23 protein-coding genes are annotated in these 21,467 nt (G+C 39.3%); 13 read left to right on the plus strand and 10 right to left on the minus strand.

The window, feature by feature from the left end; all coding sequences use genetic code 11:
• The first annotated feature begins 176 nt into the window (after positions 1-176).
• From ALFOR1_RS05910 to ALFOR1_RS05930, 5 genes are all read left to right on the plus strand, one after another.
• Positions 177-1,556, plus strand: coding sequence for an MATE family efflux transporter (locus ALFOR1_RS05910; RefSeq protein ID WP_104642350.1), 1,380 nt, complete (start codon positions 177-179; stop codon positions 1,554-1,556).
• Entirely contained in the window at positions 1,553-3,547 is a 1,995-nt protein-coding gene (gene uvrB, locus ALFOR1_RS05915) for an excinuclease ABC subunit UvrB (RefSeq protein ID WP_104642351.1), read from the plus strand. The genes ALFOR1_RS05910 and uvrB overlap by 4 nt, the downstream gene beginning before the upstream one ends.
• A 2-nt stretch (positions 3,548-3,549) precedes the next feature.
• The gene (locus tag ALFOR1_RS05920) at positions 3,550-4,488 is read left to right on the plus strand and encodes a class I SAM-dependent methyltransferase (RefSeq protein WP_104642352.1); all 939 of its coding nucleotides are present in this window, start codon (positions 3,550-3,552) and stop codon (positions 4,486-4,488) included.
• Positions 4,489-5,169: a tRNA (adenine(22)-N(1))-methyltransferase gene (locus ALFOR1_RS05925; RefSeq protein WP_104642353.1), complete on the plus strand. Its 681-nt coding sequence runs from the start codon at positions 4,489-4,491 to the stop codon at positions 5,167-5,169.
• Between the two features lie 101 nt (positions 5,170-5,270).
• Complete coding sequence (locus ALFOR1_RS05930; protein WP_104642354.1) at positions 5,271-6,293, plus strand: hypothetical protein; 1,023 nt, start codon at positions 5,271-5,273, stop codon at positions 6,291-6,293.
• Positions 6,294-6,296: 3 nt separating this feature from the next.
• Here the strand turns inward: ALFOR1_RS05930 and ALFOR1_RS05935 are convergent, their stop codons facing one another.
• Positions 6,297-6,539 (minus strand): hypothetical protein, encoded by a 243-nt coding sequence (locus tag ALFOR1_RS05935; RefSeq protein ID WP_024598359.1) that lies wholly within the window; start codon positions 6,537-6,539, stop codon positions 6,297-6,299.
• A gap of 525 nt (positions 6,540-7,064) precedes the next feature.
• Here ALFOR1_RS05935 and ALFOR1_RS05940 point away from each other — a divergent pair.
• Positions 7,065-7,514: a methyltransferase family protein gene (locus ALFOR1_RS05940; RefSeq protein ID WP_104642355.1), complete on the plus strand. Its 450-nt coding sequence runs from the start codon at positions 7,065-7,067 to the stop codon at positions 7,512-7,514.
• Between the two features lie 76 nt (positions 7,515-7,590).
• On the opposite strand, the gene queC is transcribed toward ALFOR1_RS05940, so the two are convergent.
• A complete protein-coding gene (gene queC, locus ALFOR1_RS05945; protein WP_058548123.1) occupies positions 7,591-8,247 on the minus strand; it encodes a 7-cyano-7-deazaguanine synthase QueC in 657 nt (218 codons plus the stop codon).
• Between the two features lie 144 nt (positions 8,248-8,391).
• Between queC and queE the strand changes: the two genes are divergently transcribed.
• A complete protein-coding gene (queE, locus tag ALFOR1_RS05950; protein WP_104642356.1) occupies positions 8,392-9,057 on the plus strand; it encodes a 7-carboxy-7-deazaguanine synthase QueE in 666 nt (221 codons plus the stop codon).
• 312 nt (positions 9,058-9,369) lie between these two features.
• On the opposite strand, the gene bcp is transcribed toward queE, so the two are convergent.
• Complete coding sequence (bcp, locus tag ALFOR1_RS05955) at positions 9,370-9,849, minus strand: thioredoxin-dependent thiol peroxidase (RefSeq protein ID WP_058548127.1); 480 nt, start codon at positions 9,847-9,849, stop codon at positions 9,370-9,372.
• Positions 9,850-9,859: 10 nt separating this feature from the next.
• Positions 9,860-10,396: a glycine cleavage system protein R gene (locus tag ALFOR1_RS05960; RefSeq protein WP_104642357.1), complete on the minus strand. Its 537-nt coding sequence runs from the start codon at positions 10,394-10,396 to the stop codon at positions 9,860-9,862.
• Positions 10,397-10,755: 359 nt separating this feature from the next.
• On the opposite strand from ALFOR1_RS05960, the gene bamC reads away from it, so the two are divergent.
• Both bamC and ALFOR1_RS05970 read left to right on the plus strand, forming a co-directional pair.
• Complete coding sequence (bamC, locus tag ALFOR1_RS05965; protein WP_104642358.1) at positions 10,756-11,817, plus strand: outer membrane protein assembly factor BamC; 1,062 nt, start codon at positions 10,756-10,758, stop codon at positions 11,815-11,817.
• 67 nt (positions 11,818-11,884) lie between these two features.
• The gene (locus ALFOR1_RS05970; protein WP_104642359.1) at positions 11,885-13,255 is read left to right on the plus strand and encodes a YjiH family protein; all 1,371 of its coding nucleotides are present in this window, start codon (positions 11,885-11,887) and stop codon (positions 13,253-13,255) included.
• A gap of 121 nt (positions 13,256-13,376) precedes the next feature.
• Here the strand turns inward: ALFOR1_RS05970 and ALFOR1_RS05975 are convergent, their stop codons facing one another.
• Positions 13,377-13,913 (minus strand): acyloxyacyl hydrolase, encoded by a 537-nt coding sequence (locus tag ALFOR1_RS05975; protein ID WP_104642360.1) that lies wholly within the window; start codon positions 13,911-13,913, stop codon positions 13,377-13,379.
• A 245-nt stretch (positions 13,914-14,158) separates the two neighbouring features.
• Here ALFOR1_RS05975 and ALFOR1_RS05980 point away from each other — a divergent pair, with 245 nt between their 5' ends.
• The gene (locus ALFOR1_RS05980) at positions 14,159-14,752 is read left to right on the plus strand and encodes an MlaC/ttg2D family ABC transporter substrate-binding protein (RefSeq protein WP_058548132.1); all 594 of its coding nucleotides are present in this window, start codon (positions 14,159-14,161) and stop codon (positions 14,750-14,752) included.
• 230 nt (positions 14,753-14,982) lie between these two features.
• The gene (locus tag ALFOR1_RS05985) at positions 14,983-16,320 is read left to right on the plus strand and encodes an ankyrin repeat domain-containing protein (RefSeq protein ID WP_104642361.1); all 1,338 of its coding nucleotides are present in this window, start codon (positions 14,983-14,985) and stop codon (positions 16,318-16,320) included.
• An 85-nt stretch (positions 16,321-16,405) separates the two neighbouring features.
• On the opposite strand, the gene ALFOR1_RS05990 is transcribed toward ALFOR1_RS05985, so the two are convergent.
• The 5 genes from ALFOR1_RS05990 to ALFOR1_RS06010 are packed head-to-tail and all read right to left on the minus strand — an operon-like array spanning position 16,406 to position 19,925.
• Positions 16,406-16,849, minus strand: a complete 444-nt coding sequence (locus tag ALFOR1_RS05990; protein WP_104642362.1) for a DUF2069 domain-containing protein — start codon at positions 16,847-16,849, stop codon at positions 16,406-16,408.
• Complete coding sequence (gene wrbA / locus ALFOR1_RS05995) at positions 16,846-17,400, minus strand: NAD(P)H:quinone oxidoreductase (protein ID WP_104642363.1); 555 nt, start codon at positions 17,398-17,400, stop codon at positions 16,846-16,848. The genes ALFOR1_RS05990 and wrbA overlap by 4 nt, the downstream gene beginning before the upstream one ends.
• Positions 17,400-17,747 carry an arsenate reductase (glutaredoxin) gene (arsC, locus tag ALFOR1_RS06000; protein WP_058548136.1) on the minus strand — a complete coding sequence of 116 codons (348 nt, stop codon included), beginning with the start codon at positions 17,745-17,747 and terminating at the stop codon, positions 17,400-17,402. The genes wrbA and arsC overlap by 1 nt, the downstream gene beginning before the upstream one ends.
• A gap of 53 nt (positions 17,748-17,800) precedes the next feature.
• Entirely contained in the window at positions 17,801-19,258 is a 1,458-nt protein-coding gene (gene bepA, locus ALFOR1_RS06005) for a beta-barrel assembly-enhancing protease (RefSeq protein WP_104642364.1), read from the minus strand.
• A 1-nt stretch (position 19,259) separates the two neighbouring features.
• Positions 19,260-19,925 (minus strand): hypothetical protein, encoded by a 666-nt coding sequence (locus ALFOR1_RS06010; RefSeq protein ID WP_058548138.1) that lies wholly within the window; start codon positions 19,923-19,925, stop codon positions 19,260-19,262.
• A 146-nt stretch (positions 19,926-20,071) separates the two neighbouring features.
• Between ALFOR1_RS06010 and ALFOR1_RS06015 the strand changes: the two genes are divergently transcribed.
• Both ALFOR1_RS06015 and ALFOR1_RS06020 read left to right on the plus strand, forming a co-directional pair.
• A complete protein-coding gene (locus tag ALFOR1_RS06015) occupies positions 20,072-20,290 on the plus strand; it encodes a hypothetical protein (RefSeq protein WP_104642365.1) in 219 nt (72 codons plus the stop codon).
• Entirely contained in the window at positions 20,283-21,359 is a 1,077-nt protein-coding gene (locus tag ALFOR1_RS06020; RefSeq protein ID WP_058548140.1) for an AI-2E family transporter, read from the plus strand. Before ALFOR1_RS06015 ends, ALFOR1_RS06020 begins: the two co-directional genes overlap by 8 nt.
• The last annotated feature ends 108 nt before the right edge of the window (positions 21,360-21,467 follow it).

Below are 21,467 nucleotides of genomic sequence, written 5' to 3' on the forward strand. Positions count from 1 at the left end.
AATTGTTTTTTAGTGGCTTTAGGCTCTATTTTAACAAAAAGATGTAAAAACTCACCTTTACTATTTTTTAGAATGTTTAGTTCTTTCATTAAGGCAATTGTATTGATAAATCCGTGGCTTGAAGTGCCTTGATGCTTTAAAATGTTCAGCTCAGTAAAAAGAGGCTTATTTATTTCATGCGTGCAATTTCAAAAACTCCGACTCGCCCAGATTTACTAAACGATCCTATATTACCTACATTAAAAACGATGACCATCCCGATGATATTCGGCATGATCACGTTAATGATGTTTAATATTGTAGATACTTTTTTCATTAGCTTATTAGGCACCGAGCCACTTGCGGCAGTAAGTTTTACCTTTCCTGTTACTTTTACCGTAATAAGTTTAGCGATAGGCTTAGGTATTGGTACGTCGGCTGTAATAGCAAAAGCACTGGGTAGTAACAAAATTGACGAAGCGCGTTTTGATGCCAGTGTGTCTTTAATGGTAGGCGTTGTACTGGTTATTGTGCTCTCGTTTATTGGTTATACATTAATTGACCCTATATTTACTTTGCTAGGCGCAGGCTCGCAGGTACTTCCGCTTATTCACGAATACATGAACATATGGTTTATAGGCAGTGTGTTTTTAATAACCCCAATGATTGGCAACTCAGTGTTACGTGCCAGTGGAGATACAAAAACACCGAGTATTGTAATGGGTGGAGCAGGGCTTATAAATGCGGTACTTGACCCCATACTTATATTTGGTTTTGGGCCTATTCCGGCCATGGGTATTGAAGGCGCGGCCATTGCAAGTGTCATTGCATGGGCCGTTGCAGTGGTTATTATCTTGTATATATTAATGTTTAAAAAGCGTTTGTTGAGCCTCAAAGCGGGCAAGCAAACGGTTATAGGCGCAATTCGTAAAATATTAAAAATTGGCTTACCTGCTGCAGGTGCAAACATGCTAACACCCGTTGCAATGGCCGTAATGACCGCTATGGTTGCGCACCACGGACCAGAAGCTGTTGCAGCATTTGGAGTAGGGAGCAGAATAGAATCTATCGCGAGTATATTGGTGCTTGCGCTATCTATGACATTACCGCCTTTTGTAAGTCAAAACTTTGGAGCGGGCAAATTGTGCCGCGTTAAAGAAGCCTACACAGGCACATTAAAATTTGTGATGCTATGGCAGTTTGCAATTTACGTACTATTAATTGTATTTTCAGGCGTTATAAGTCAGTTATTTGGTAAAGAACAAGCCGTTATAGATGTAATTAAACTATTTATTTATACAATCCCGCTAAGTTATGGCTTACAAGGGGTGATCATATTATCTAATTCATCGTTTAATGCATTACACAAGCCAATGAATGCGTTGGTACTAAGTGTCATTCGTTTATTTATATTTTATGTACCATTTGCTTATGTAGGCAACGAAATAGCCGGTTTATTTGGGTTATTTATTGGCGCTGCATTAGGTAATTTATTTACCGCAATGGTCGCGTATAAATGGTTTAAGAAAGAGCTAGAAACGCTGAGCGGCAAATCGTTACAGGAGTGCAACAATTGAGCGATCATTTTCAACTAGTATCACAGTTTAAGCCTGCAGGTGATCAACCTACGGCTATTAAACAACTTGAAGAAGGTTTAGAAGCAGGGCTTGCGCATCAAACACTTCTAGGCGCAACAGGTACTGGTAAAACGTTTACTATGGCCAATATTATTAGCGATTTAAATCGCCCAACAATAATAATGGCACATAACAAAACACTGGCTGCGCAGCTGTACGGAGAAATGAAAGAGTTTTTTCCTAATAACGCGGTTGAGTACTTTGTATCGTATTACGATTATTATCAGCCAGAGGCGTATGTTGTTTCTAGTGATACGTTTATAGAAAAAGATGCATCAATCAATGAGCACATAGAGCAAATGCGTTTAAGTGCTACTAAAGCACTGCTTGAACGACGCGATACTATTATTGTTGCATCAGTTTCGGCTATTTATGGCTTGGGCGATCCGCAGTCGTACATGAAAATGATGCTGCTTTTAAAAGTGGGCGAAAAAGTAGACCAACGCGACATGCTCCGCCGCCTTGCTGAAATTCAGTATACCCGTAACGATATAGACTTTGGCCGTGGTACGTATCGCGTGCGCGGTGAAGTGGTTGATATATTTCCCGCTGAATCAGACACATTTGCTGTACGCGTAGAAATGTTTGATGACGAAATAGAACGTCTAAGTATTTTTGATCCCCTCACTGGTGCAATTGAAAAACACATAGTACGCGCCACTATTTACCCTAAAACACACTACGTCACCCCGCGTGACAAAATTCTTGGCGCCATAGAAAAAATAAAAGAAGAGCTAAAAGAGCGTCGAGCGCAGTTACTTAGTGTAAATAAATTAGTGGAAGAGCAGCGCGTAGCGCAGCGCACCCAATACGATATAGAAATGATGACCGAACTTGGTTATTGCTCAGGCATAGAAAACTACAGCCGCTACTTGTCAGGGCGCACACCGGGCGATCCGCCGCCAACACTACTTGATTACCTGCCTGATGATGCATTAATGATTATTGATGAATCACACGTTACCGTATCGCAAATTGGAGCTATGTATAAAGGCGATAGAAGCCGTAAAGAAAACCTCGTTGAATATGGCTTTAGAATGCCATCGGCTATGGATAACCGCCCACTTCGGTTTGAAGAATTTGAAGCCATAGCGCCGCAAACTATTTATGTATCGGCAACGCCTGGCGATTTTGAACTTGAGCGCAGCGCAGGCGAAGTGGCAGAGCAAGTTATTCGTCCAACTGGATTACTAGACCCCTTAATAGAAGTACGCCCTGTAGGCGATCAGGTTGATGATTTACTCTCAGAAATATACAAAAGTGTAGAAAAAGGCGAGCGCGTACTGGTAACAACACTTACTAAACGTATGTCTGAGGATTTAACCGACTATTTAAGCGAGCATAACGTAAAAGTACGTTACCTTCACTCAGACATAGACACCGTTGAGCGCGTAGAAATAATACGCGACTTACGAGCGGGTGTGTTTGATGTGTTAGTAGGCATTAACTTATTACGAGAAGGCCTAGATATGCCAGAAGTGGCCTTAGTTGCCATACTTGATGCAGATAAAGAAGGCTTTTTACGTTCAGCACGCTCACTTATACAAACTATTGGCCGTGCTGCACGTCACCTAGATGGACGTGCTATTTTATATGGCGATAAAGTGACTAAATCAATGGCCAAAGCGATTGAAGAAACGCAGCGTAGACGCGAAATACAACACGCTTACAATATTGAGCACGGAATTGAGCCACAAGCACTTATTAAAAAAATCACCGATATTATGGATGTTGGCGAAGAAGCCGCGCCTAAAGATAACCTTAAACTTATTCGTAAAGAGTCTAAAAAGGTACTTAGCGCGAAAGAAATTGCCGTGCAAATTAAGCAGCTTGAAACCAAAATGCATGCCTACGCAAGCGATTTAGAATTTGAAAAAGCGGGCTCTGTTCGCGATGAAATACACGAACTACAACAACAGTTGATTAATTAAAAATGACAGCAAACTTTACTCCCCTTATCACGGCGCTTGAAGATGCGCCTATTGTAAATAATGAACTGTGTCGTGTTTTTCACGGGCGAGGTCACAGCGTAGAAGCGTTGAGCCATATTAATTTAGACTTTTACCCGCCTAGTTTATTTTTAGTATCGTACGACGAAATAGACGAAGCCACATTAAACCAGCTCACCAATACACTTTGGCAGTGGGCACAGCAGCATCAACCTGAACTTATTACATCGCTTGTATATCAACAGCGTGCTGGCGTGCAAAGCCAAAATACGGTGGTTTATGGGCAATTGCCTAATCAGCATGTTGTAAGTGAAAACGGCATTAAGTTTTTAGTTGATTTGCAAAGCCGTCAAAATACCGGGATATTTCCTGATATGCGAAGCGGCCGTGAGTTCGTTGCTGCTAATAGCAAGCATGCAAAAGTACTTAATTTGTTTTCGTATACCTGCGGGTTTTCGCTTGCAGCTATGCAAGGCGGGGCAGACCATGTGATGAACATGGATATGAGCAAAGGAGTACTTAAAGTCGGTAAGCAAAACCATCAGTTAAATGGTTTTGAGCGCGGCGTTAGTTTTTTACCTCATGATATTTTAAAATCTTTTGGTAAATTAAAAAAAGCAGCCCCGTTTGATTTAATTATTGTTGATCCGCCAAGCTTTCAAAAAGGCAGCTTTATTCTTACCAAAGATTATCAAAAAGTATTGCGCAGATTACCTGAGCTACTTTGCGATACAACTCAACTTTTATTGTGCGCTAATAGCCCAGAGCTTAGCGAAGAAGACTTTAAAGCATTAATAAACGAGCACACTCAAGGCGCAATAGAATTTGTAGAGCGCCTTGCTCCAACGGCGCGTTTTATTGAAGTTGATAGCAATAAAAGCTTAAAAGCACTGATATACAAAACGTCACAATTAAACGATTAAATGAAGCTCAGTAAACGCCTAACCGCCATTGATACACTAATTTCGCAGCATCACGATATTATTTGGGATTGCTGCTGCGATCATGGTTATTTAGGCATGGCATTATTAAAACGTGCAGCTGCAAATCAAGTCATATTTGTTGATATAGTCGCCACTTTAATGGACGTCTTAAGTGCGCAATTATCATCTATTAATAAATTACAAAAAACCTGTGATAAAAAACCGCAGTGGCAGGTCTTATGTCAGGATGTAGGCAAAATTGAAATTGCCAAAAATAAAAGCCAAGTAGTTGTAATAGCAGGTATTGGCGGTGAGTTGTTGTTAAGTTTAATGCAGCAAATTATTGCTAATAATGCGTTAGATAACCTTGAGCATGTGCGCTTTATTTTATGCCCTGTACATCATACTTATAAATTGCGAATAGGTTTAAAAACACTCGGCTTAGGCCTTATAAGTGAGCAAATAGTTTACGATAATAAGCGCTTTTATGAGGTCATTGAGGTTAGCTTTAACAGCCAAAATGAAATTAGCAATACAGGGCAAAGTATGTGGAATCTTAATCATGCACAGCACAAAGCGTATAAGCAGCAGCTAATAAATCATTATAATAAAATGCTCAATAAAGATGCGGTTTATTATCAAAAAGTTATAACGGACTATCAAGGACTCGGTGATAGTTAAAAAAGCCTTAAAGTGAGGCGTACATGTGATCTAATTACGACATTGACGACGTAATATGTTCATAGTTTATATCGCAATGCGCGAGTTTATTTGGTTTATTTATGTCAGATAAAAAGAGTCACATTAATCACTTACTCAGTGATGAGCAAAAATGGCAACACAGTTACGAGCAACCTATTTCATATGCTCCATTAGTGCAATTAGCTAATAGTAACTGGGTAGTACCCCAGCATTTTTTACGCTACAAGCATACGCTTAAAAGCGTTAATGAAGTACTGGAAAGCATTGATTTTTCGGCTCACTTTAGAGTGCTTGCTGCACAAAAAGATGAACAAATTTATCTACAAGTGGCAGTACTCAGCCCCGACAACTACAAAACAAGTAGCTACCCAGGTGATAGTAAATCTAAAAAACTATTATTTGGTAGGCGATGGCTTGTTGAAGAAAACTTACCTACTTCTGAGCTAATACAAACTGCTTTTCTAGCGCTAAAAATAGCCCGTGAGCACGAAGTAAGAGAGCTTTTTCAGTTAACGCAACACGATGCAACGAGTACACCTTTTAATAATCATCACGACTTACCTGTTATGGCGCAAAATCCAGAGCTTGTAAAAGGTAGCTGTGTACAAACATCAGTTAATGAGTTACTAAAACGTATTGTGTTCGCAGGTGCAAACGTTACATTACAAAGCCATCAGCAAATAGCTGAGCAACACTTATACACCGTTGAACTGTTATGTAACGACTGCCAATTAAGCGAATTTAATAATAAAACGATTTCGTTTTTAACGCCTAACTCATCAAGTAATAGCTTTTTACATGGGTTTATTGCAGCCCTTGTTGCGACAAGCAATGAATACGTAAACGAGCAATTTAAGTACAAAGGATTCGCACGATTTAGCAAACATGTAAATGTTGAGCAAATAGGGGAGCTTAGTATTGCTATGCGCTCGCCAAAGACCGTTGCACTGTGTTCGATGGGTAAGCAACATGCTAATCAATTAAACTTTGAAATAGACAGCTCTCGTGCGCCACAAGGCTGCGGGCAAGCTATAGATGGGTTTTTAGCTGCTCACGGAATAAAGCAGCCAGAAAACGCACATTTGTATCCAAATTACTTATAACAACTAAAGTTTATTAATTTCATCTTTAACATTAAAGCTTGAATCAGTAACAATAGCCTCAAGTGTTTGTACACGCTCTTTTAATGCAAGCACTTGTGCGTTTGTTTCAGCTAATTGTTTATGGGCATCACTATTGTTGTTTTGCATTTTATGCTTAAACTCAAGGTGCTTTTTATACATATCATAAAGTACTCCTGAGCCAACTGAAATTAGCACAATAAGTACAATCATCGTAGTTCCAGACATAACCTCATTCCTTATTATTTATCATTTTATTATTTGTTTATGGTTAAAGTATAACCTTTAAGTGCTCTTGATAAAGCTGACAATTGTAACTTAATTTGTATACTTTACTTAAGATAAGGTTTGAACATGTTCATCATTTATACACTTAGGATATTGTTTAATAGCTAGGGCGTGTTAATCTTTGTGGATTGAAATTTGTTCAATCTAGGGGCGATTAAATCGCGGCGCGAGGTTTGTAACCTAGTGGGCTCGGTAACTGCTCCTGCGTTACCCTACTGGCTTACATCCATGTAAGAATAAGTAAAAACCGAGAAACAAAGAGTTAATCGTCCCTAGAAAGAACCCAAAGTGCAGCGCATGTTTGGTCTTTATGCTGCGTTATCGCCTATTTATGGGGGATAACCACACTACACAGGCTCTGCCTAGCCTAAAAACCAAACATACGGCTGCAAATTCAATCACCAAAGAACAACACGCCCTTGTCACCATATAATAAACATATTTTAAATAATACAGTGAGTTGCTATGTTAAATAATAAAATCCCTCCGGTTATTGTTGTGCTATTTTTTGCAGGCATTATGGCTTTAATCGCGCATTACAGTGTTATTGATTTTACAGCGTTTATTACCTATTTAGCGGCAAGCTTGGTAATCATTGGCTGTGTTTTTTGTATTGCAGGGGTGGTGAGTTTTAAACTTGCGCGCACTACGGTAAACCCCAATAAGCCTGAGCAGGCATCAAAACTCGTAACCAGTGGTATTTATAAAATTTCACGCAACCCTATGTATGTTGGCTTTGCGTTTATTTTAGCAGGGTGGGGTATATGGCTGAGTTCGCTGTGGGCGCTTTTATGTATTATTGGCTTTATTGTGTATTTAACGCTTTTTCAGATAATTCCAGAGGAGCGAGCGCTTACTAAATTATTTGGTGAAGAATTTACAGAGTATAAAAATAAAGTAAAACGCTGGCTTTAACTTTTAGCAATTACAAAAAAGGCTATCGTGGTGATAGCCTTTTTGCGTTTAGCGCTAAAGTGTTAATAAATTAGCGTTATTCGTATTCTAACGGGTCAGTAACGTTATTAAGCTTAAATGCTTCTAAACGTTCTTGGCAAGCGCCACATTTACCACAGGCTTTTTCACGGCCGTTATAACAGGTCCATGTTTGGCTGTAGTCTAAGCCCATTTTTATACCATCGGTTAAAATATCAATTTTGGTATTATTTAAATACGGGCTAAAAATTTCTACTGCATCGTAGTTTGCAATACGACATACATCATCCATTTTTTGCACAAATTCAGGACGGCAATCGGGGTAAATAGCATGATCCCCAGAATGAGCACCGTAATAAACTTGGCTTGCTTTAAGTGATACTGCGTAACCAACTGCAAGCGAGAGCAAAATCATATTACGATTTGGCACAATCGTGCTCTTCATGCTCTCTTCTTCGTAATGGCCTTCAGGTACTTCAATATCATCAGTTAATGATGAGCCACCAATAAGTTGGTTAATTGCCGAAATATCCACAATTTTATGCGGAACATTAAGCTTTTCACATACTTGCGCAGCCACTTTAAGCTCTTTTACATGACGCTGACCATAGTCAAATGAGAGGGCATATACATCATGGCCTTGTTGCAGGGCTTTATTTAATACGGTAAATGAGTCCATACCGCCGGAATAAATAACAACTACTTTTTGCGTCATATCTGTTTTGCTCTTAGTTTTAATAGAGGTTTATATCAGGGCGCGATATACTACACGGCCGCAGCTTAAATAACAATTTTTGCACAGCGCTTTTTCGTCTTTAATAGTAGCAATTTGGCTACTAGGTAGTAAGTGAGATCTCTTTTGTACAAAATTAATGAAGTGTTTGAAACCATCCAAGGTGAAGCAAGTTTTACTGGCACACCCTCAATATTTTTGCGCCTGCAAGGCTGCCCTGTAGGTTGCTCGTGGTGTGATACCAAACAAACCTGGGATGTAGACAACGTATATAAAGTATCACTTGATGAAACCGTAGAAAAAAAAGCCGACTCAGATCACTGGGCCGATGCCAGCGCAGAGCAAGTACTTGAGCTATTTAAATCACGTGGTTATACCGCAAAGCATGTTGTAATTACTGGCGGCGAGCCATGCATGTTCGATTTAAACCCAGTATGTAACCTATTACATGAACAAGGCTTTACTACGCAAATAGAAACCAGCGGCACGTTTGAAATACTCGCCCCTGAGCAAACATGGGTTACTGTATCGCCTAAAATAAACATGCGCGGTGGTTACGAAGTACTTACCAGCGCCATGAAGCGCGCAAACGAAATTAAACACCCAGTAGCAATGCAAAAGCACGTAGAAGAGTTAGAAGCGTTATTTGCTAAAACAGGTGTTAATCCTAAGCTTGTTTATTTACAGCCAATAAGCCAAAAAGTATCAGCAACTAAACTCGCAATCGACACCTGTATTGCCAAAAACTGGCGCCTATCAATACAAGTACATAAGTATTTAGGGATTAGCTAAAGCGCAAGAGCAGCTGTAAGTGGTTAGCTGTAAGCGATAAGCTGCTCGGCGTTAAGTTATATTACGTAGATATAAGATTGGGTTGAGTGTTACGAGAAACCCAAAGGGGTCAAATCTTGACTTCATACATCAAAACTATTGACTGCCTATTCATACCTTGAGCATACTTTACTTAAACAAAGTATATAGCAGTTAACACAAAAAAACGTTGCCCTAGAGCAACGCTTTTTGTATATTTTTACAGCTTACAGCTTACAGCTTACAGCTTACAGCTTACAGCTTACAGCTTACAGCTTACAGCTTACAGCTTACTCATTCTGCCGCTAAGTAATCTAACACTACTTGATGGTGATCTTTGGTTTTAAACTTATCAAATAAGTGTTTAATTTTACCGTCTTGGCCTACTAAAAATGTAAGGCGGTGAATACCATCGTATTCTTTACCCATAAATTTTTTGTAGCCCCATACGCCAAATGCTTCTGCAATGGCGTGGTCTTCATCGGCTAATAAATCAAAGTTAAGCTCTTTTTTAGTTTCAAAGTTTTTAAGGCGCTTAATTGGATCTGGGCTAATACCTACAACGCGGGTGTTAAATTTAGCAAGCTCTGCTTGTTGGTCACGTAAGTTTTCGGCTTGAACCGTACAACCCGGTGTTGATGCTTTAGGGTAAAAGTACACAAGTACCTGTTGCTCTTTTAACAGCTCGCTTAATGTGACTGTTTCGTCGTTTTGGTTTTGTAGGCTAAAAGCGGGCGCGGTATCACCGGCTTGTAGTGGGCTAATTTTGTTCATGCTTTGCTCCTTAGCGAATACGTTTAAAAATATAATCTACGTTAAGTGTGTGAGAAAGGTTTTCAAAACTAATTTTAAATTGGTCAATATCTACATCAACCGGAATATTAAATTCAATTTCACAGCGCATTTTAGTATCGACTTCTTCATCATATGTATCTGACTTTAAAGAGCAAATGCTAATGTTATTGTCGGCAAAGTAGCGCGTTACTTTACTCAATGTGCCAGGGGTGTCTATCCCTGTGTATTCGAGCGTGTAACCGGCGCAAAATTCACTTTCGGTGTGGCGAGTTGTACTGCGCTTCATCATGGTCAGTAGGCCCAGCACCATGCCTTTAGTTGGCAAGGTGTGCTCTATGCGGCTAATGGCCGACATGTCGCCACTTAGCAGCATGGTAAAGGTAAACTCGCTGCCTAAAATGGCTATTCGGCTATCTACTATGTTGCAATGACAATCACTTACAAGTTGCGTAAGTTCACTTACAATTCCCGGCCTATCTTCGCCAATAGCAGTTAAAACAATTTGATGATTTGAAAATGCAGTCATGAAGTTTAATACCTACGTTTTTTGAAATATAACAACCGAGTTGATATAGCCCGATGCACATACAATACGTTGCACGGCGGCGAAGTTTAACACAAAAAGTGCTCTAAACTACAATGCGGGCTAATTAAGCGCTTTTAAAGTGCGGTGTTTCTTGTTTTTACTGGCATGGGAAAGTACCATAGCTAAAATTTGCTTAATTGCGCTTAGATTTTTTCTAATTCAAAGTGCTGAACTTTATTGCAATTAGGCAGCCAAATAATAAATGTAAAGTTAATATTGATTTTACACTGAACCAAATCAGCATCACCCACTCATATACTTGTTAAAACAATTAAAGGGTATGCTAAGGAGAAATATCTGTGCAGTATTGGATCCCAAAAGCACTTGCAGTAAGTGTATTGGTAAGTTTATCAGGGTGTAGTGTATTTATTAATGAAGCACATAATGAGCGTAATTACCGTACTCATGAGCCAGTAAAAGCACCTGAGTCGTTATCTCAACCAGCTCAAGACCCTGTTTATAAAATGGATGTAGGTCAATACGACAACAATCCAGAAGCAACAAATTATCGTCCACCAGCACAAGTGCTTACTATCGCTAAAGGTAGCTGGGTTGAAGAAGGTGATAAAAAAGCACGTATTTACTTTGATAAAAACGACGGCATTGTTGATTTAGACGAATTTCTTTGGGATACAATTAAATCAGTACTTGCTGAGAACAACGCAGCAGCTACTAAAGAAGACAAACTACTAGGTACAATTGAAACCGATTGGTACTCAATTATAAAAACCGAAGAGAGCTTTTGGTGGTGGGGCGATGAAGTAAATGATGATTTAGAAAAATTCAGATTTACTATTGAAGAAAAATCGCACCAACGTACTGCCTCTTTGCGTGTAGAGCTTATAGATTTTAAAGGCGATCACACTTTAACTGATTTATTAAAACAGCAGTTAGAAGTGCGTGCACTTAACCAAGTAGTGAGCGAGTTTGACTACCGTTATCGCCAACTTGAAGTTGATATGCGTAAACGCCAAGGTATTATTTCACTAGAAATGGGCTTTGATAATAAAGGCAATGCAGCACTTGTTACTGAGCAATCGTACGACGCTGTATTTGACAGATTCTCAGGGTTTTTAGAGCGCCTATCGTTCACAATTGTTGAAATTAACCAAGATACAGGTTTAATTACAGCCGATTATAAAGCGCCAGAAAGCAGTGTATGGGATTCTATTTGGGGCGACGAAGTTGCTCAGTTACCTATAGATGAAGGTCAGTACCAAATTTTAGTTAGCAAAACTAAAGAAGGCGGTACTAGCTTAACGTGGATGGATGACAAAGGTGAAACGCTTGAGCCAGGTACTATGAATGGTTTACAACAAGCATTAGAAGCAGCACTCATTCAGCGCGGCATTAAAATTTAAATAATAATAAATTTTTACTACAAAAAGAGCGCTAAGCTCTTTTTGTAGTTTTTATAGGTTAAAAAATATGTCTCAGTTACCTCATCGTTCACATTACACGTGGCGCACTTGGTTTACTTTTTTAGTACCGTCGTTAATTGGTGTGTTTTTATTTATGACACCGATTTCTACCTCTCAGGGAATGACCATTCCTATTGCCGTTATGGCTAAAGCTTTACAAACCATGATGTTTGGTTCTGCTCAAGCTATTATTGCCTTAATTATTTGTATTACAGGGGTTATTTCTGTAATTACCAAAGCGTTTAAACCCGCAGCTATTTGTAACTCGCCTTTGTTAAAACATTTGTTTGATGTGAGCTGGACCTGGCTAGTTGTGCGCTTATTTGGTATGGCATTTGTTTTAATGACTCACTTAAGTGTGGGTAGCGAAATGATTACTTCTGCTAATACTGGTGCGCTGGTATTAAATGATTTACTCCCTGTGTTGTTTTCGGTGTTTATCTTAGCGGGTTTATTATTACCGCTATTAATTAATTTTGGCTTGTTAGAGCTTGCCGGCACCTTGATGACTAAAGTGATGCGCCCTGTATTTGGTGTGCCAGGTAGAAGTGCTGTTGACTGTACCGCTTCGTGGTTAGGTGATGGCAGTGTGGGTATTTTGATGACGGCTAGGCAGTACGATCAAAAACACTACACACAACGTGAAGCTGCAATTATTGGTACTACGTTTTCAGCGGTATCAATTACGTTTAGTTTAGTGGTGCTTGGGCAAGTAAAGCTTGAGTACTTATTTGCGCCGTTTTACGCCACTGTGTGTTTAGCGGGTATAGTTGCCGCTATTATTGTGCCTCGTTTACCGCCACTGCGCTTTAAAAAAGATGTACTTATTGATGGCAGTGAGCCCGACCGAGATGCAGAAACAATTCCTGGTAATAAAACCTTATTTGGCCATTCACTTGATGTAGCACTTGCTAAAGCAGATAACTCAACAGGCGTTAAAGGCACAATTAAAGAGGGCGTACATAACGCACTTGATATGGTGTTTGGTGTGTTACCTGTGGTTATGGCTGTAGGTACATTTGCGTTAATTATTGCTGAGCATACGCCAATATTTCAGTACCTTGGTATGCCGTTTGTGCCATTTTTAGAGCTACTACAAGTACCCGAAGCCGCTGCTGCCTCGCAAACTATTATGGTTGGCTTTGCTGATATGTTTATTCCGTCAATATTGGCGGCTGGTACAATTGAAAGCGACGTAACGCGCTTTATTATTGCTGCTATGAGTGTCACTCAGCTTATTTATATGTCTGAGGTAGGTGCGCTTATTTTAGGTAGTAAAATACCGGTAAATATTTTTGAGCTGTTCGTTATATTTATTTTACGAACGCTTATTACGCTGCCTGTTATTGCCCTTATGGCGCACTGGTTAGTAGGTTAATACCGCAATATAAATTTTAATATTGAAAAGCCCTGATTATTCAGGGCTTTTTTTGTATTTATTACTTATTGATATTAATTTTAGATGTAGCACTATCTAAATACTCATATCAATTTGAGCCTTAAAAGCGCTTAGCTACCGAAAACGTTAAAAAGTTAAGGCCTGGATTTGGCTCTTTAAAACCGGCATTTGAATAGTGAATAACTCTCAGTGCTACATTGGTTTCACCAAAGTCGGCGCCAAGCCCTATACGGTCTTCAAACTGGTAATGGGTGCTAATGTTTTTACCCGCAAATTTAGTTTCATCAATAAGTGATACACCAATACCTGCCTCCACATAAAACGGGGTGTTGTTAAAGCTAAACGCCGGAAACTGGAGCACTGGCGACATAGCCAACACAACATTAGATTGTGTTTTATCGCCGTGACGGTATTCCCATATGTTTACACTGGTTTCAAAATAAAAGCGTGCGTCACCAATTAGGTTTTGCATACCAGGGGCATGATACTGATAAGCCAGCTTAACGCCGTTAACGTTCCCTTCGCCTTTAAGAAAATCAACAGCATAACCATGATCTGATTGTGCAAAAGCAGACTTCCCAAAGAGTGATATTACTAATACAAAAGAGATAAAAAATGTTTTAAGTGACGTTTTCATAGGTGCCAAATGTTTGTCTGTTTGAAAATATTAAATAAATGATAAGGGCGACCTGTTAACAATTACAATGAGGACAAAATGCCGGTTGTTTATGGGCTGTTAACCAGTATGAGTTAACATACTGAATTTAAATGCTTTACTCTATTGGTGCTGATTAGGCATTAATAAGTTGCCTATTTAATGCTTTTTATACTGGGGTAGATCACGTAAATTACAGTCATCTTAATCACACAGACATAACACTCATGAAACTAATTAAACTTTTACTTATTGCTACTGCATTTATAAGCAGTTCGGTTTTTGCACAGCAACAAGAAGCACCTGATCGACTCCTTGAATCTGTTGCTAATTCATTATTTGCAGATATTGGTAAAGTAAACTCGCAAGGTAATGCAAGCAAGGCAGCAATGTCGAAAATTGTTGAAACGCGTTTAATGCCGCATATTGATGTTAAATTTGTGTCGTTTAAATTACTTGGAAAGCACATTAAAGGTATAGAGCGCGAACAAGCAGTGCGCTTTATTGATGCAGTGGAGCATTATTTAACAGGCACTTACGCTGGTGCATTAATGAAATACACAGGCCAACAGGTTGTATTTGAGCATAACAATGCTAAAAGCGATTCTGAATATGCTACGGTAAATACACAAATTATTGAACCAAATGCGCCAACTATCGATTTAAGTTTTAAGCTTCGTTTAGGTAAAAATAACGAGTGGAAAGTTTACGATATTGTAGCCGAAGGTATCTCGTTATTAAGTGCTAAACAAAAAGAGATTATCCAACGTATTTCTGAAGTAGGTTTGGAGCAAGTTATTAGCGAATTAAAAAGCAAATAAAATGTGTGTCTGGCTCTGATTAAGCCCAACTCCAACCTCAAAAACGGCCAATTACTTATGTAGTTGGCCGTTTTTATATATGCAAGTAAAGGATTGATGTTATTGAGCAACTTTAGGCTCGCAGCTAAATAAAGGTGTGCTAGAATATCGACACTTTGATTAAGCGTGGTGTCAGCTAAAAACTGATATAACTTACCACCCCCAAGCCACACTGGAGTTGTGTTGTTTTAATGGAAAATGTACTGATTTGGCCAAAGGAATGCCCATTACTTATTAAAGGACTTGTAGAACAAAACGGTGCCTTTATTTTAGATGCTTTGGAAGCTTGGCCTGCTTGTCGTTCTACAAATGAAGATGATGGTGTATGCACCACCGTGTTGCCGCCTATTTATTATTTAGCATGGTTAACTCCGCTAGAACCATTTGAAGAATGTTATTTTCAACATATTTGCGAATATGATGAAGACGCTCAAGCTTATATTGGTGCGGTTAAAAGCCATTATTACGATAATGAATACACCCCAGAAAGCTTAGTGCTTATGCTATGTCAGCGCCTCGAAAAATATGCAAGTGTTGCCGCGCAAAGCACCATCAAAACACCGTTATCCTTAGTTGATTTATTATTTAGCAAACGCTACTTTACGCTCATTGAGCATGCGTTAAATAATAAAAGTAAACTCTCTGCAGAGGATGCTTTAGCACTTTGGAAGGAAGTTGATTTTAGAGAGCGCTTAAGTGCTTTTATTCCAGAATCAATTGCTGATTTAGATAAGCTTTCTGAGCTTGCCAGCGAGAAGGTAGCATCTGGGAAAGACTACTTTACCTTACTAACTCAAGTATCGCCGGATGTTGACTCGGTTGTGCTGCTTGAAAAAGCCTTACTTACTCATTTACGTAAAAAAACAGCTAAACAAACTATGGCTATGCGCTTTATTGAGCAAGGCGCAACTGGTGTGCTGGCTGATGAAAACAATAAAACGGCTTTTATGTGGGCAGCTGAAAAAGGTTTTGTAAACGTAGTAGAAACCTTACTCGCAAAGCAAGATAAAAAAGCAGTCGATAACTTAGGAAACACAGCATTACATTACGCTGTACTCGCTAAAAATGAGTCGTTGATGGTGCTATTAATTAAAGCCGGATACGATTTTAGAGCTCGTAATAAAGAAGGCTTAAGCTGCTACAGGCTCGCGGTAAGTATTAAAGCTAATAACTTAGTTAAATGCTTAGAGCGCGATTTTGGTATTAAAGAGCTTTCCCCAGAAGGGCAGTTTGACCGAATTAAAAAAGTTCACGTGTTGCACGCTGTGGTTACGTTGTTATTTCCATTACAGTTGTTCTTCTTTTTTGATGAAACAATTACAATTAAAAGTGAATTAACGCTTGGTTTAACCATGATAGCCGTGATTTGTTTTTTCTTTGCGGCCAGTTTAAAACGCTGCGCGTTATACCCGCATATTAAGCACCCGTGGGGTTTGTTTGTACTCAGGGGGTTTTCGTTATTAAGCTTAGTGGCTCAAATTGGGCTTGCGAGTATAGTGGCACTAGCGGCCTTGAGTGATTTGGTTTAGTCACTTTTAAAAAGTTAATAAAAAACGCGCTTAAAGTAATTTAAGCGCGTTTTTTAATTTATGGTGCTTGATTGATATTTGTGCGTTATTTACCGTGCTCGTTTGCGGCTTTTTCTTCAGCAAGCTCTTCTTTAAGCTTGCGAATTTTTAACCCCTGTTCTTGTCCGCGATGCCTTGCATAATACGTACAACCAATAAACATAGAAGATGCAAATATCAGTTCTAACAATACCCATATAAGCTCATTAGGCGCAGCCCAAAGCATGGTTAACCCGTGAATAAAGTAAAGCATTACAATAAAGTTAGCCCACGCATAGGTGTAGGTGTTGTCTTGAATTATGCCTCTTAACGGCAGTAATAAAGGAATAATGGGCACAAAGATTGACACTAAGCTCGCATTACCATTTAAAGGTGGTACAAAATACATCCACAATGGAATTAAAATTAGCAAACCTACATAACCAAAGAGTGCGGCGCGCTGAAATTTTATAGTAATAGGCTTTTTAGCTGGGTTGTCAGCGGTATTCATTTAAGTTTTCTCGCAATGTGAGTAAGGCGTTTACCAACGCTTTGGCATATTTTAATTTCGTCTTTACTTAGCGTATTTGAATTACTACTACCTGCAACATGGCTTGCGCCATAAGGTGTGCCACCCGTTTGCGTGGCAAGTAACTCAGGTACATCGTATGGTACGCCAAGTAGCATCATACCGTGGTGTAAAAGTGGTAAAGATAAATTAAGTAATGTGGCTTCATTGCCGCCATGCATACTGCTTGATGACGAAAACACACAAGCTGGCTTATCTATTAATTGCCCTTTTAGCCACAAGTCGCTGGTGGTTTCCCAAAAGCTTTTAGCCTGAGAGGCCATCATGCCAAATCGTGTGGGCGTGCCAAAGGCAAGGCCATCACAATTTATCAGCTCATCTTTTGAAATAACAATGTCGTGCGGATTTTTAGCTACAAATGTACGCAGTAAGGCCGTTGCGCCTTGTTGCTCAATGGACTCAGCTATTTCGTGAGCCATAGCCTCTACAGAGCCATGGCTTGAGTGGTAAAGCACCACAATGGTTTCGCTCATTATAAAACGCTTAGTACGTTTTCTGGTGGGCGACCAATAGCTGCTTTATTGTTATTAACCACAATAGGGCGTTCAATTAGCTTTGGATTTTGTACCATGGCGTCGGTTAAAGCTTGCTCGCTGTTTTCATCTTTTAAGTTAAGCGCTTTGTAAGCGTCTTCTTTAGTGCGCATAAGCTGGCGAACTGAATCAAAACCAAGCTGGCTTACAAGCGTTGTAATTTGCTCATGCGAAAGAGGTGTTTTTAAATACTCGACAATACTTGGCTCTACATTGTTATTTTGTAATAGGGCTAGCGTTTCGCGTGATTTAGAACAACGCGGGTTATGATAAATAGTAACAGACATAAAATGTATCCAAAGTGTGAATTGCCTCTATTTTAGGGCAAGCGCTTGCAGACTTAAAGTCTTGCAAGCTCTTTTTGTAAACGTCGGTATTGGGTAAGTAGTGCTTTTAAGCGTTGTTGCTTAACAAGTTCTGTAGGCTCCACAAAGTTAAGTGTTTTTTGTACTTCGTCTGCGGCTTTAATATATGCGCCATATTGCGATAGTACATCGGCGTTTGCTTCGTGGTAGGCAGCAAGTTTGTCTTGCTTTTTATACGCATCAGCAAGTAATTGTTTACCTAAGTTATGGTTTGGCTTTTCTAGTAAAAAGCTTTTAAGTGTGTTTTCGGCAAGCTCATATTGCTCAGCTTCAAGTGCTGCATTTGCATAGTTAAGCGTAATAACTTGGTTATTAGGGCGGTATTGATTTAAATCGGCTAAAAACTTAACGGCTTCATCGGCCTTTTTTTGCGCTATTAATAAATCTGTATGGGTGTCGATATAAAATAAATTTTTAGGATCGTTTTTTAATAACTCATCAAGGATTGGCGCCGCTTCGTCTAACTTATCTTGATCGAGTAAACTTATGGCTAAACCGTACTTCAGGGCTGTATTGCTGTAGTTATTTTCGCGTAGTAGTTTTCTAAATAAGTCTTCAGCTTTTTCTGGTTTGTTATCGTAGCGTGCAAGCACGCGGCTTTTGGCTAAATTAAACTCAAGGCTTGGGTTTATATGGCGCTTAGGGTATTGCTCGGCGCGTAAACGCACATCTGATACACGGCTTTCAGGTAACGGGTGAGTCAGCAAAAATGCAGGTGGCTTATATTTGTAACGAATTTGTGCGGCGAGCTTTGTTAAAAATTCACTTGATGCGCGTGCATCAAAGCCTGCGTTGTTAAGTGTTTGCATGCCAATACGGTCGGCTTCTTGCTCTGCCGAGCGGCTATGCGTTAGTTGGCTAAACGCAGATTGCGTTTGGCTTGCTGAAATAATAGCAATACCTGCATCCGGAGCTACAACGGTTGCTAATATACCGGCGATCATTCCGGCAATTGTCATTGCGCTATTATCTTGTTGTTGTTGAATTCTGCGTGCTAAATGGCGCTGCGTTACGTGGGCAATTTCGTGCCCAAGTACAGATGCAAATTGGCTTTCGTTATCGGCTTGCGCTATTAACCCTGTGTGCACACCTACATGCCCACCATAAAACGCAAAGGCGTTTATTTCTGAGTTATTAATCCAAAAAAACGAAAACGGAAAACGTACATCGTTAGCATTAGCGACTAGCTTTCGGCCAATAGTTGTTAGGTATTCGTCAAGCACGGGGTCGTTTATAACCGGCGACGAGCCGCGTATCTGCATCATCATGACTTCGCCAATGGCTTGCTCTTTTTCAAGTGGCAGTGCTTGTAATGCGGATGTTCCTAAATCAGGAAGCGTAAAGTTAGTTTGTGCCTTTAAAGGCTCGCTCACTAATAAGCTAAATGTGAGTGCGGCGCTACATAAAGTGATAAATGCTGATTTTAGCTGCATTTTATTCCTTGTTTATTGGTTCGCCAATGGCAATTTTGGCAATATCTATTTCGTCACTGCTTGCGCGGCTGTCTTTTTCGCACAATTGGTAGAGTTCTTTTATTGTGACTCCATCAAGCTTTACAACGTTCAATTCGCGCTGTAAAAAAGTAATAATTTTATGTACCACTTTATGTGCATGTAAAATAAGTGCTTTATCGGCTTTGTCACCGCGTTCAAAATAAAAACCTATAAATTTATGGAGTTGGTTTATTCTTATTAGGTTTTTCATTGAATGTGGGTCCCACACTCTAAATTCCATAAAACGGTTATCTTTAATGTATTGATCAACAATAACATCTTTTGCATAAGGCTGAGCCCACAGCTCAAAACCTCTATCGGTAAATACTTGGTGCAGTGCTATGCGTGGTTTGTGTTTTGTGTGTATTTCACCAAAGTTATCTTCGTAACCATCAAGTAAGTCTAAGTTCCAATTACGTTTATCGAGTAAGTTTTTTACTGCGTTATCAAATCCGTGTTCTAACACTCCCTCTGATTCACTAACAGAAGACGCAACTAAATGATAAAAAGGCGGTAGCTCCCCCCAATTAATCTGTTTTTTAAACCAATTAATCTCTTTGAGTGTTGGATTACTTGGTAGATGCGCTTTATTATGCGTTCCAGACATTAACTTATCCTTACTGCTAACTATTTCATAAGGATAAACTATTGCATGAATTGTTTTAAGAAAAAGTTACTGCTGTTCATGCTTTATAAGTATATTGACCAACAATATGCGACTTATTATTCATTTACTACGCGAGTAGAGGCGTTATGTTAGAGCGCGATTTAAAAAAGTTTAAATGTCCGCAGCAATTTGTGCAGTTTAAACTTGCCCTAAAAAGTGCGCAGTCATCAAAACAGTGCATTATTTTTAGTATAAATAAAGGCGAAAGTGCGAACGACATAGAACGTTTTTTGCAAAAAAATGCTTACCGTTACAATTTTGATAAACAACGTGGGTTGTTATTAGTGGAGCCATTACATGTTTGAATACGTAAAAGCATGGTACGAAAGGAAGTTCTCGGATCCTCATTCGGTTACCTTATTATTTTTATTATTAGCCTCAGTTGCTTTACTTTACTTTTTTGGTTCGTTAATTGTGCCGGTACTAGTGGCATTGGTAATTGCTTATTTACTTGATTGGCCTGTAGTGCATTTAGAGCGCTTTGGTGTAAAGCGCTTTGGCGCTACAGTTATAGTAATGCTAATTTTTATAAGCATTATGCTGACTCTTATTTTAGTTATTGGGCCAGTGCTTTGGAAACAAACCAGTAACTTAGTGCAAGAAACCCCGCATATGCTAGAGCAAGGTAAGTCGTACTTAATTGCATTACCTGAGCGATACCCAAGTTTAATTAATATTGAACAAGTACAGGCTATTGTGGCAACCGTTGAAGACAAAATAATTGAGTTTGGCCAAGTGGTTTTATCGTTTTCGCTTACGTCGTTAAAAGATGTTGTGGCTTGGCTTATCTATTTGGTACTTGTGCCGTTACTGGTGTTTTTTATGCTTAAAGATAAGTTAGAGCTAACAGGTAGCGCCGCTAAACTTATACCACAGCAACGGCGTTTAATTTTGCAGGTTTGGAATGAAATGAATCAGCAAATAATGAACTACATTCGCGGTAAAGTGTTTGAAATTTTAATTGTTGGTGGTGTGTCGTTTATAGCGTTTACTGTTTTAGATTTACGTTATGCGGCACTTTTAGGTGTGCTAGTTGGCTTTTCGGTATTAATTCCATTTATTGGTGCCGCGCTTGTAACGATCCCGGTTGCCGCTGTGGCATTGTTTCAATTTGGCCTTGAAACGCAGTTTTGGACCATTTTAATAATTTACGGGATCATCCAAGCACTCGATGGCAATGTATTAGTGCCGCTGTTGTTTTCGGAAGCGGTTGACTTAAACCCGGTATTTATAATTGTTGCAGTGTTATTTTTTGGTGGCTTGTGGGGTTTTTGGGGCGTATTTTTTGCCATTCCATTAGCATCGCTTGTAAAAGCGTTAATAAATGCGTGGTCATCAACACATGAAGAAATAACCAAAGAGCTGGCGGAGTAACGCTACAAACAAATTTTTAGTATAAAAAAGAATAGTAAACGCACCTAAGTTGCTAAAGAGTTATTACTCATTACCCATAAATTTATGTACTATTGGTAATAAGATATA

Source organism: Pseudoalteromonas carrageenovora IAM 12662 (assembly GCF_900239935.1).
GTDB lineage: Bacteria > Pseudomonadota > Gammaproteobacteria > Enterobacterales > Alteromonadaceae > Pseudoalteromonas > Pseudoalteromonas carrageenovora.

Bases quoted from the DNA above. Each gene is read 5' to 3' on its own strand.
- ALFOR1_RS06015 (WP_104642365.1), top strand. From the start codon at position 20,072: ATGTTAGAGCGCGATTTAAAAAAGTTTAAATGTCCGCAGCAATTTGTG.
- bcp (WP_058548127.1), bottom strand. From the start codon at position 9,849: ATGAACAAAATTAGCCCACTACAAGCCGGTGATACCGCGCCCGCTTTT.
- ALFOR1_RS05930 (WP_104642354.1), top strand. From the start codon at position 5,271: ATGTCAGATAAAAAGAGTCACATTAATCACTTACTCAGTGATGAGCAA.
- ALFOR1_RS05920 (WP_104642352.1), top strand. From the start codon at position 3,550: ATGACAGCAAACTTTACTCCCCTTATCACGGCGCTTGAAGATGCGCCT.
- ALFOR1_RS05980 (WP_058548132.1), top strand. From the start codon at position 14,159: ATGAAACTAATTAAACTTTTACTTATTGCTACTGCATTTATAAGCAGT.
- ALFOR1_RS05990 (WP_104642362.1), bottom strand. From the start codon at position 16,849: ATGAATACCGCTGACAACCCAGCTAAAAAGCCTATTACTATAAAATTT.
- ALFOR1_RS05975 (WP_104642360.1), bottom strand. From the start codon at position 13,913: ATGAAAACGTCACTTAAAACATTTTTTATCTCTTTTGTATTAGTAATA.
- ALFOR1_RS05940 (WP_104642355.1), top strand. From the start codon at position 7,065: ATGTTAAATAATAAAATCCCTCCGGTTATTGTTGTGCTATTTTTTGCA.
- ALFOR1_RS05985 (WP_104642361.1), top strand. From the start codon at position 14,983: ATGGAAAATGTACTGATTTGGCCAAAGGAATGCCCATTACTTATTAAA.
- ALFOR1_RS06020 (WP_058548140.1), top strand. From the start codon at position 20,283: ATGTTTGAATACGTAAAAGCATGGTACGAAAGGAAGTTCTCGGATCCT.
- ALFOR1_RS05970 (WP_104642359.1), top strand. From the start codon at position 11,885: ATGTCTCAGTTACCTCATCGTTCACATTACACGTGGCGCACTTGGTTT.
- ALFOR1_RS05910 (WP_104642350.1), top strand. From the start codon at position 177: ATGCGTGCAATTTCAAAAACTCCGACTCGCCCAGATTTACTAAACGAT.
- wrbA (WP_104642363.1), bottom strand. From the start codon at position 17,400: ATGAGCGAAACCATTGTGGTGCTTTACCACTCAAGCCATGGCTCTGTA.
- bepA (WP_104642364.1), bottom strand. From the start codon at position 19,258: ATGCAGCTAAAATCAGCATTTATCACTTTATGTAGCGCCGCACTCACA.
- arsC (WP_058548136.1), bottom strand. From the start codon at position 17,747: ATGTCTGTTACTATTTATCATAACCCGCGTTGTTCTAAATCACGCGAA.
- queC (WP_058548123.1), bottom strand. From the start codon at position 8,247: ATGACGCAAAAAGTAGTTGTTATTTATTCCGGCGGTATGGACTCATTT.
- ALFOR1_RS06010 (WP_058548138.1), bottom strand. From the start codon at position 19,925: ATGTCTGGAACGCATAATAAAGCGCATCTACCAAGTAATCCAACACTC.
- ALFOR1_RS05935 (WP_024598359.1), bottom strand. From the start codon at position 6,539: ATGTCTGGAACTACGATGATTGTACTTATTGTGCTAATTTCAGTTGGC.
- ALFOR1_RS05960 (WP_104642357.1), bottom strand. From the start codon at position 10,396: ATGACTGCATTTTCAAATCATCAAATTGTTTTAACTGCTATTGGCGAA.
- ALFOR1_RS05925 (WP_104642353.1), top strand. From the start codon at position 4,489: ATGAAGCTCAGTAAACGCCTAACCGCCATTGATACACTAATTTCGCAG.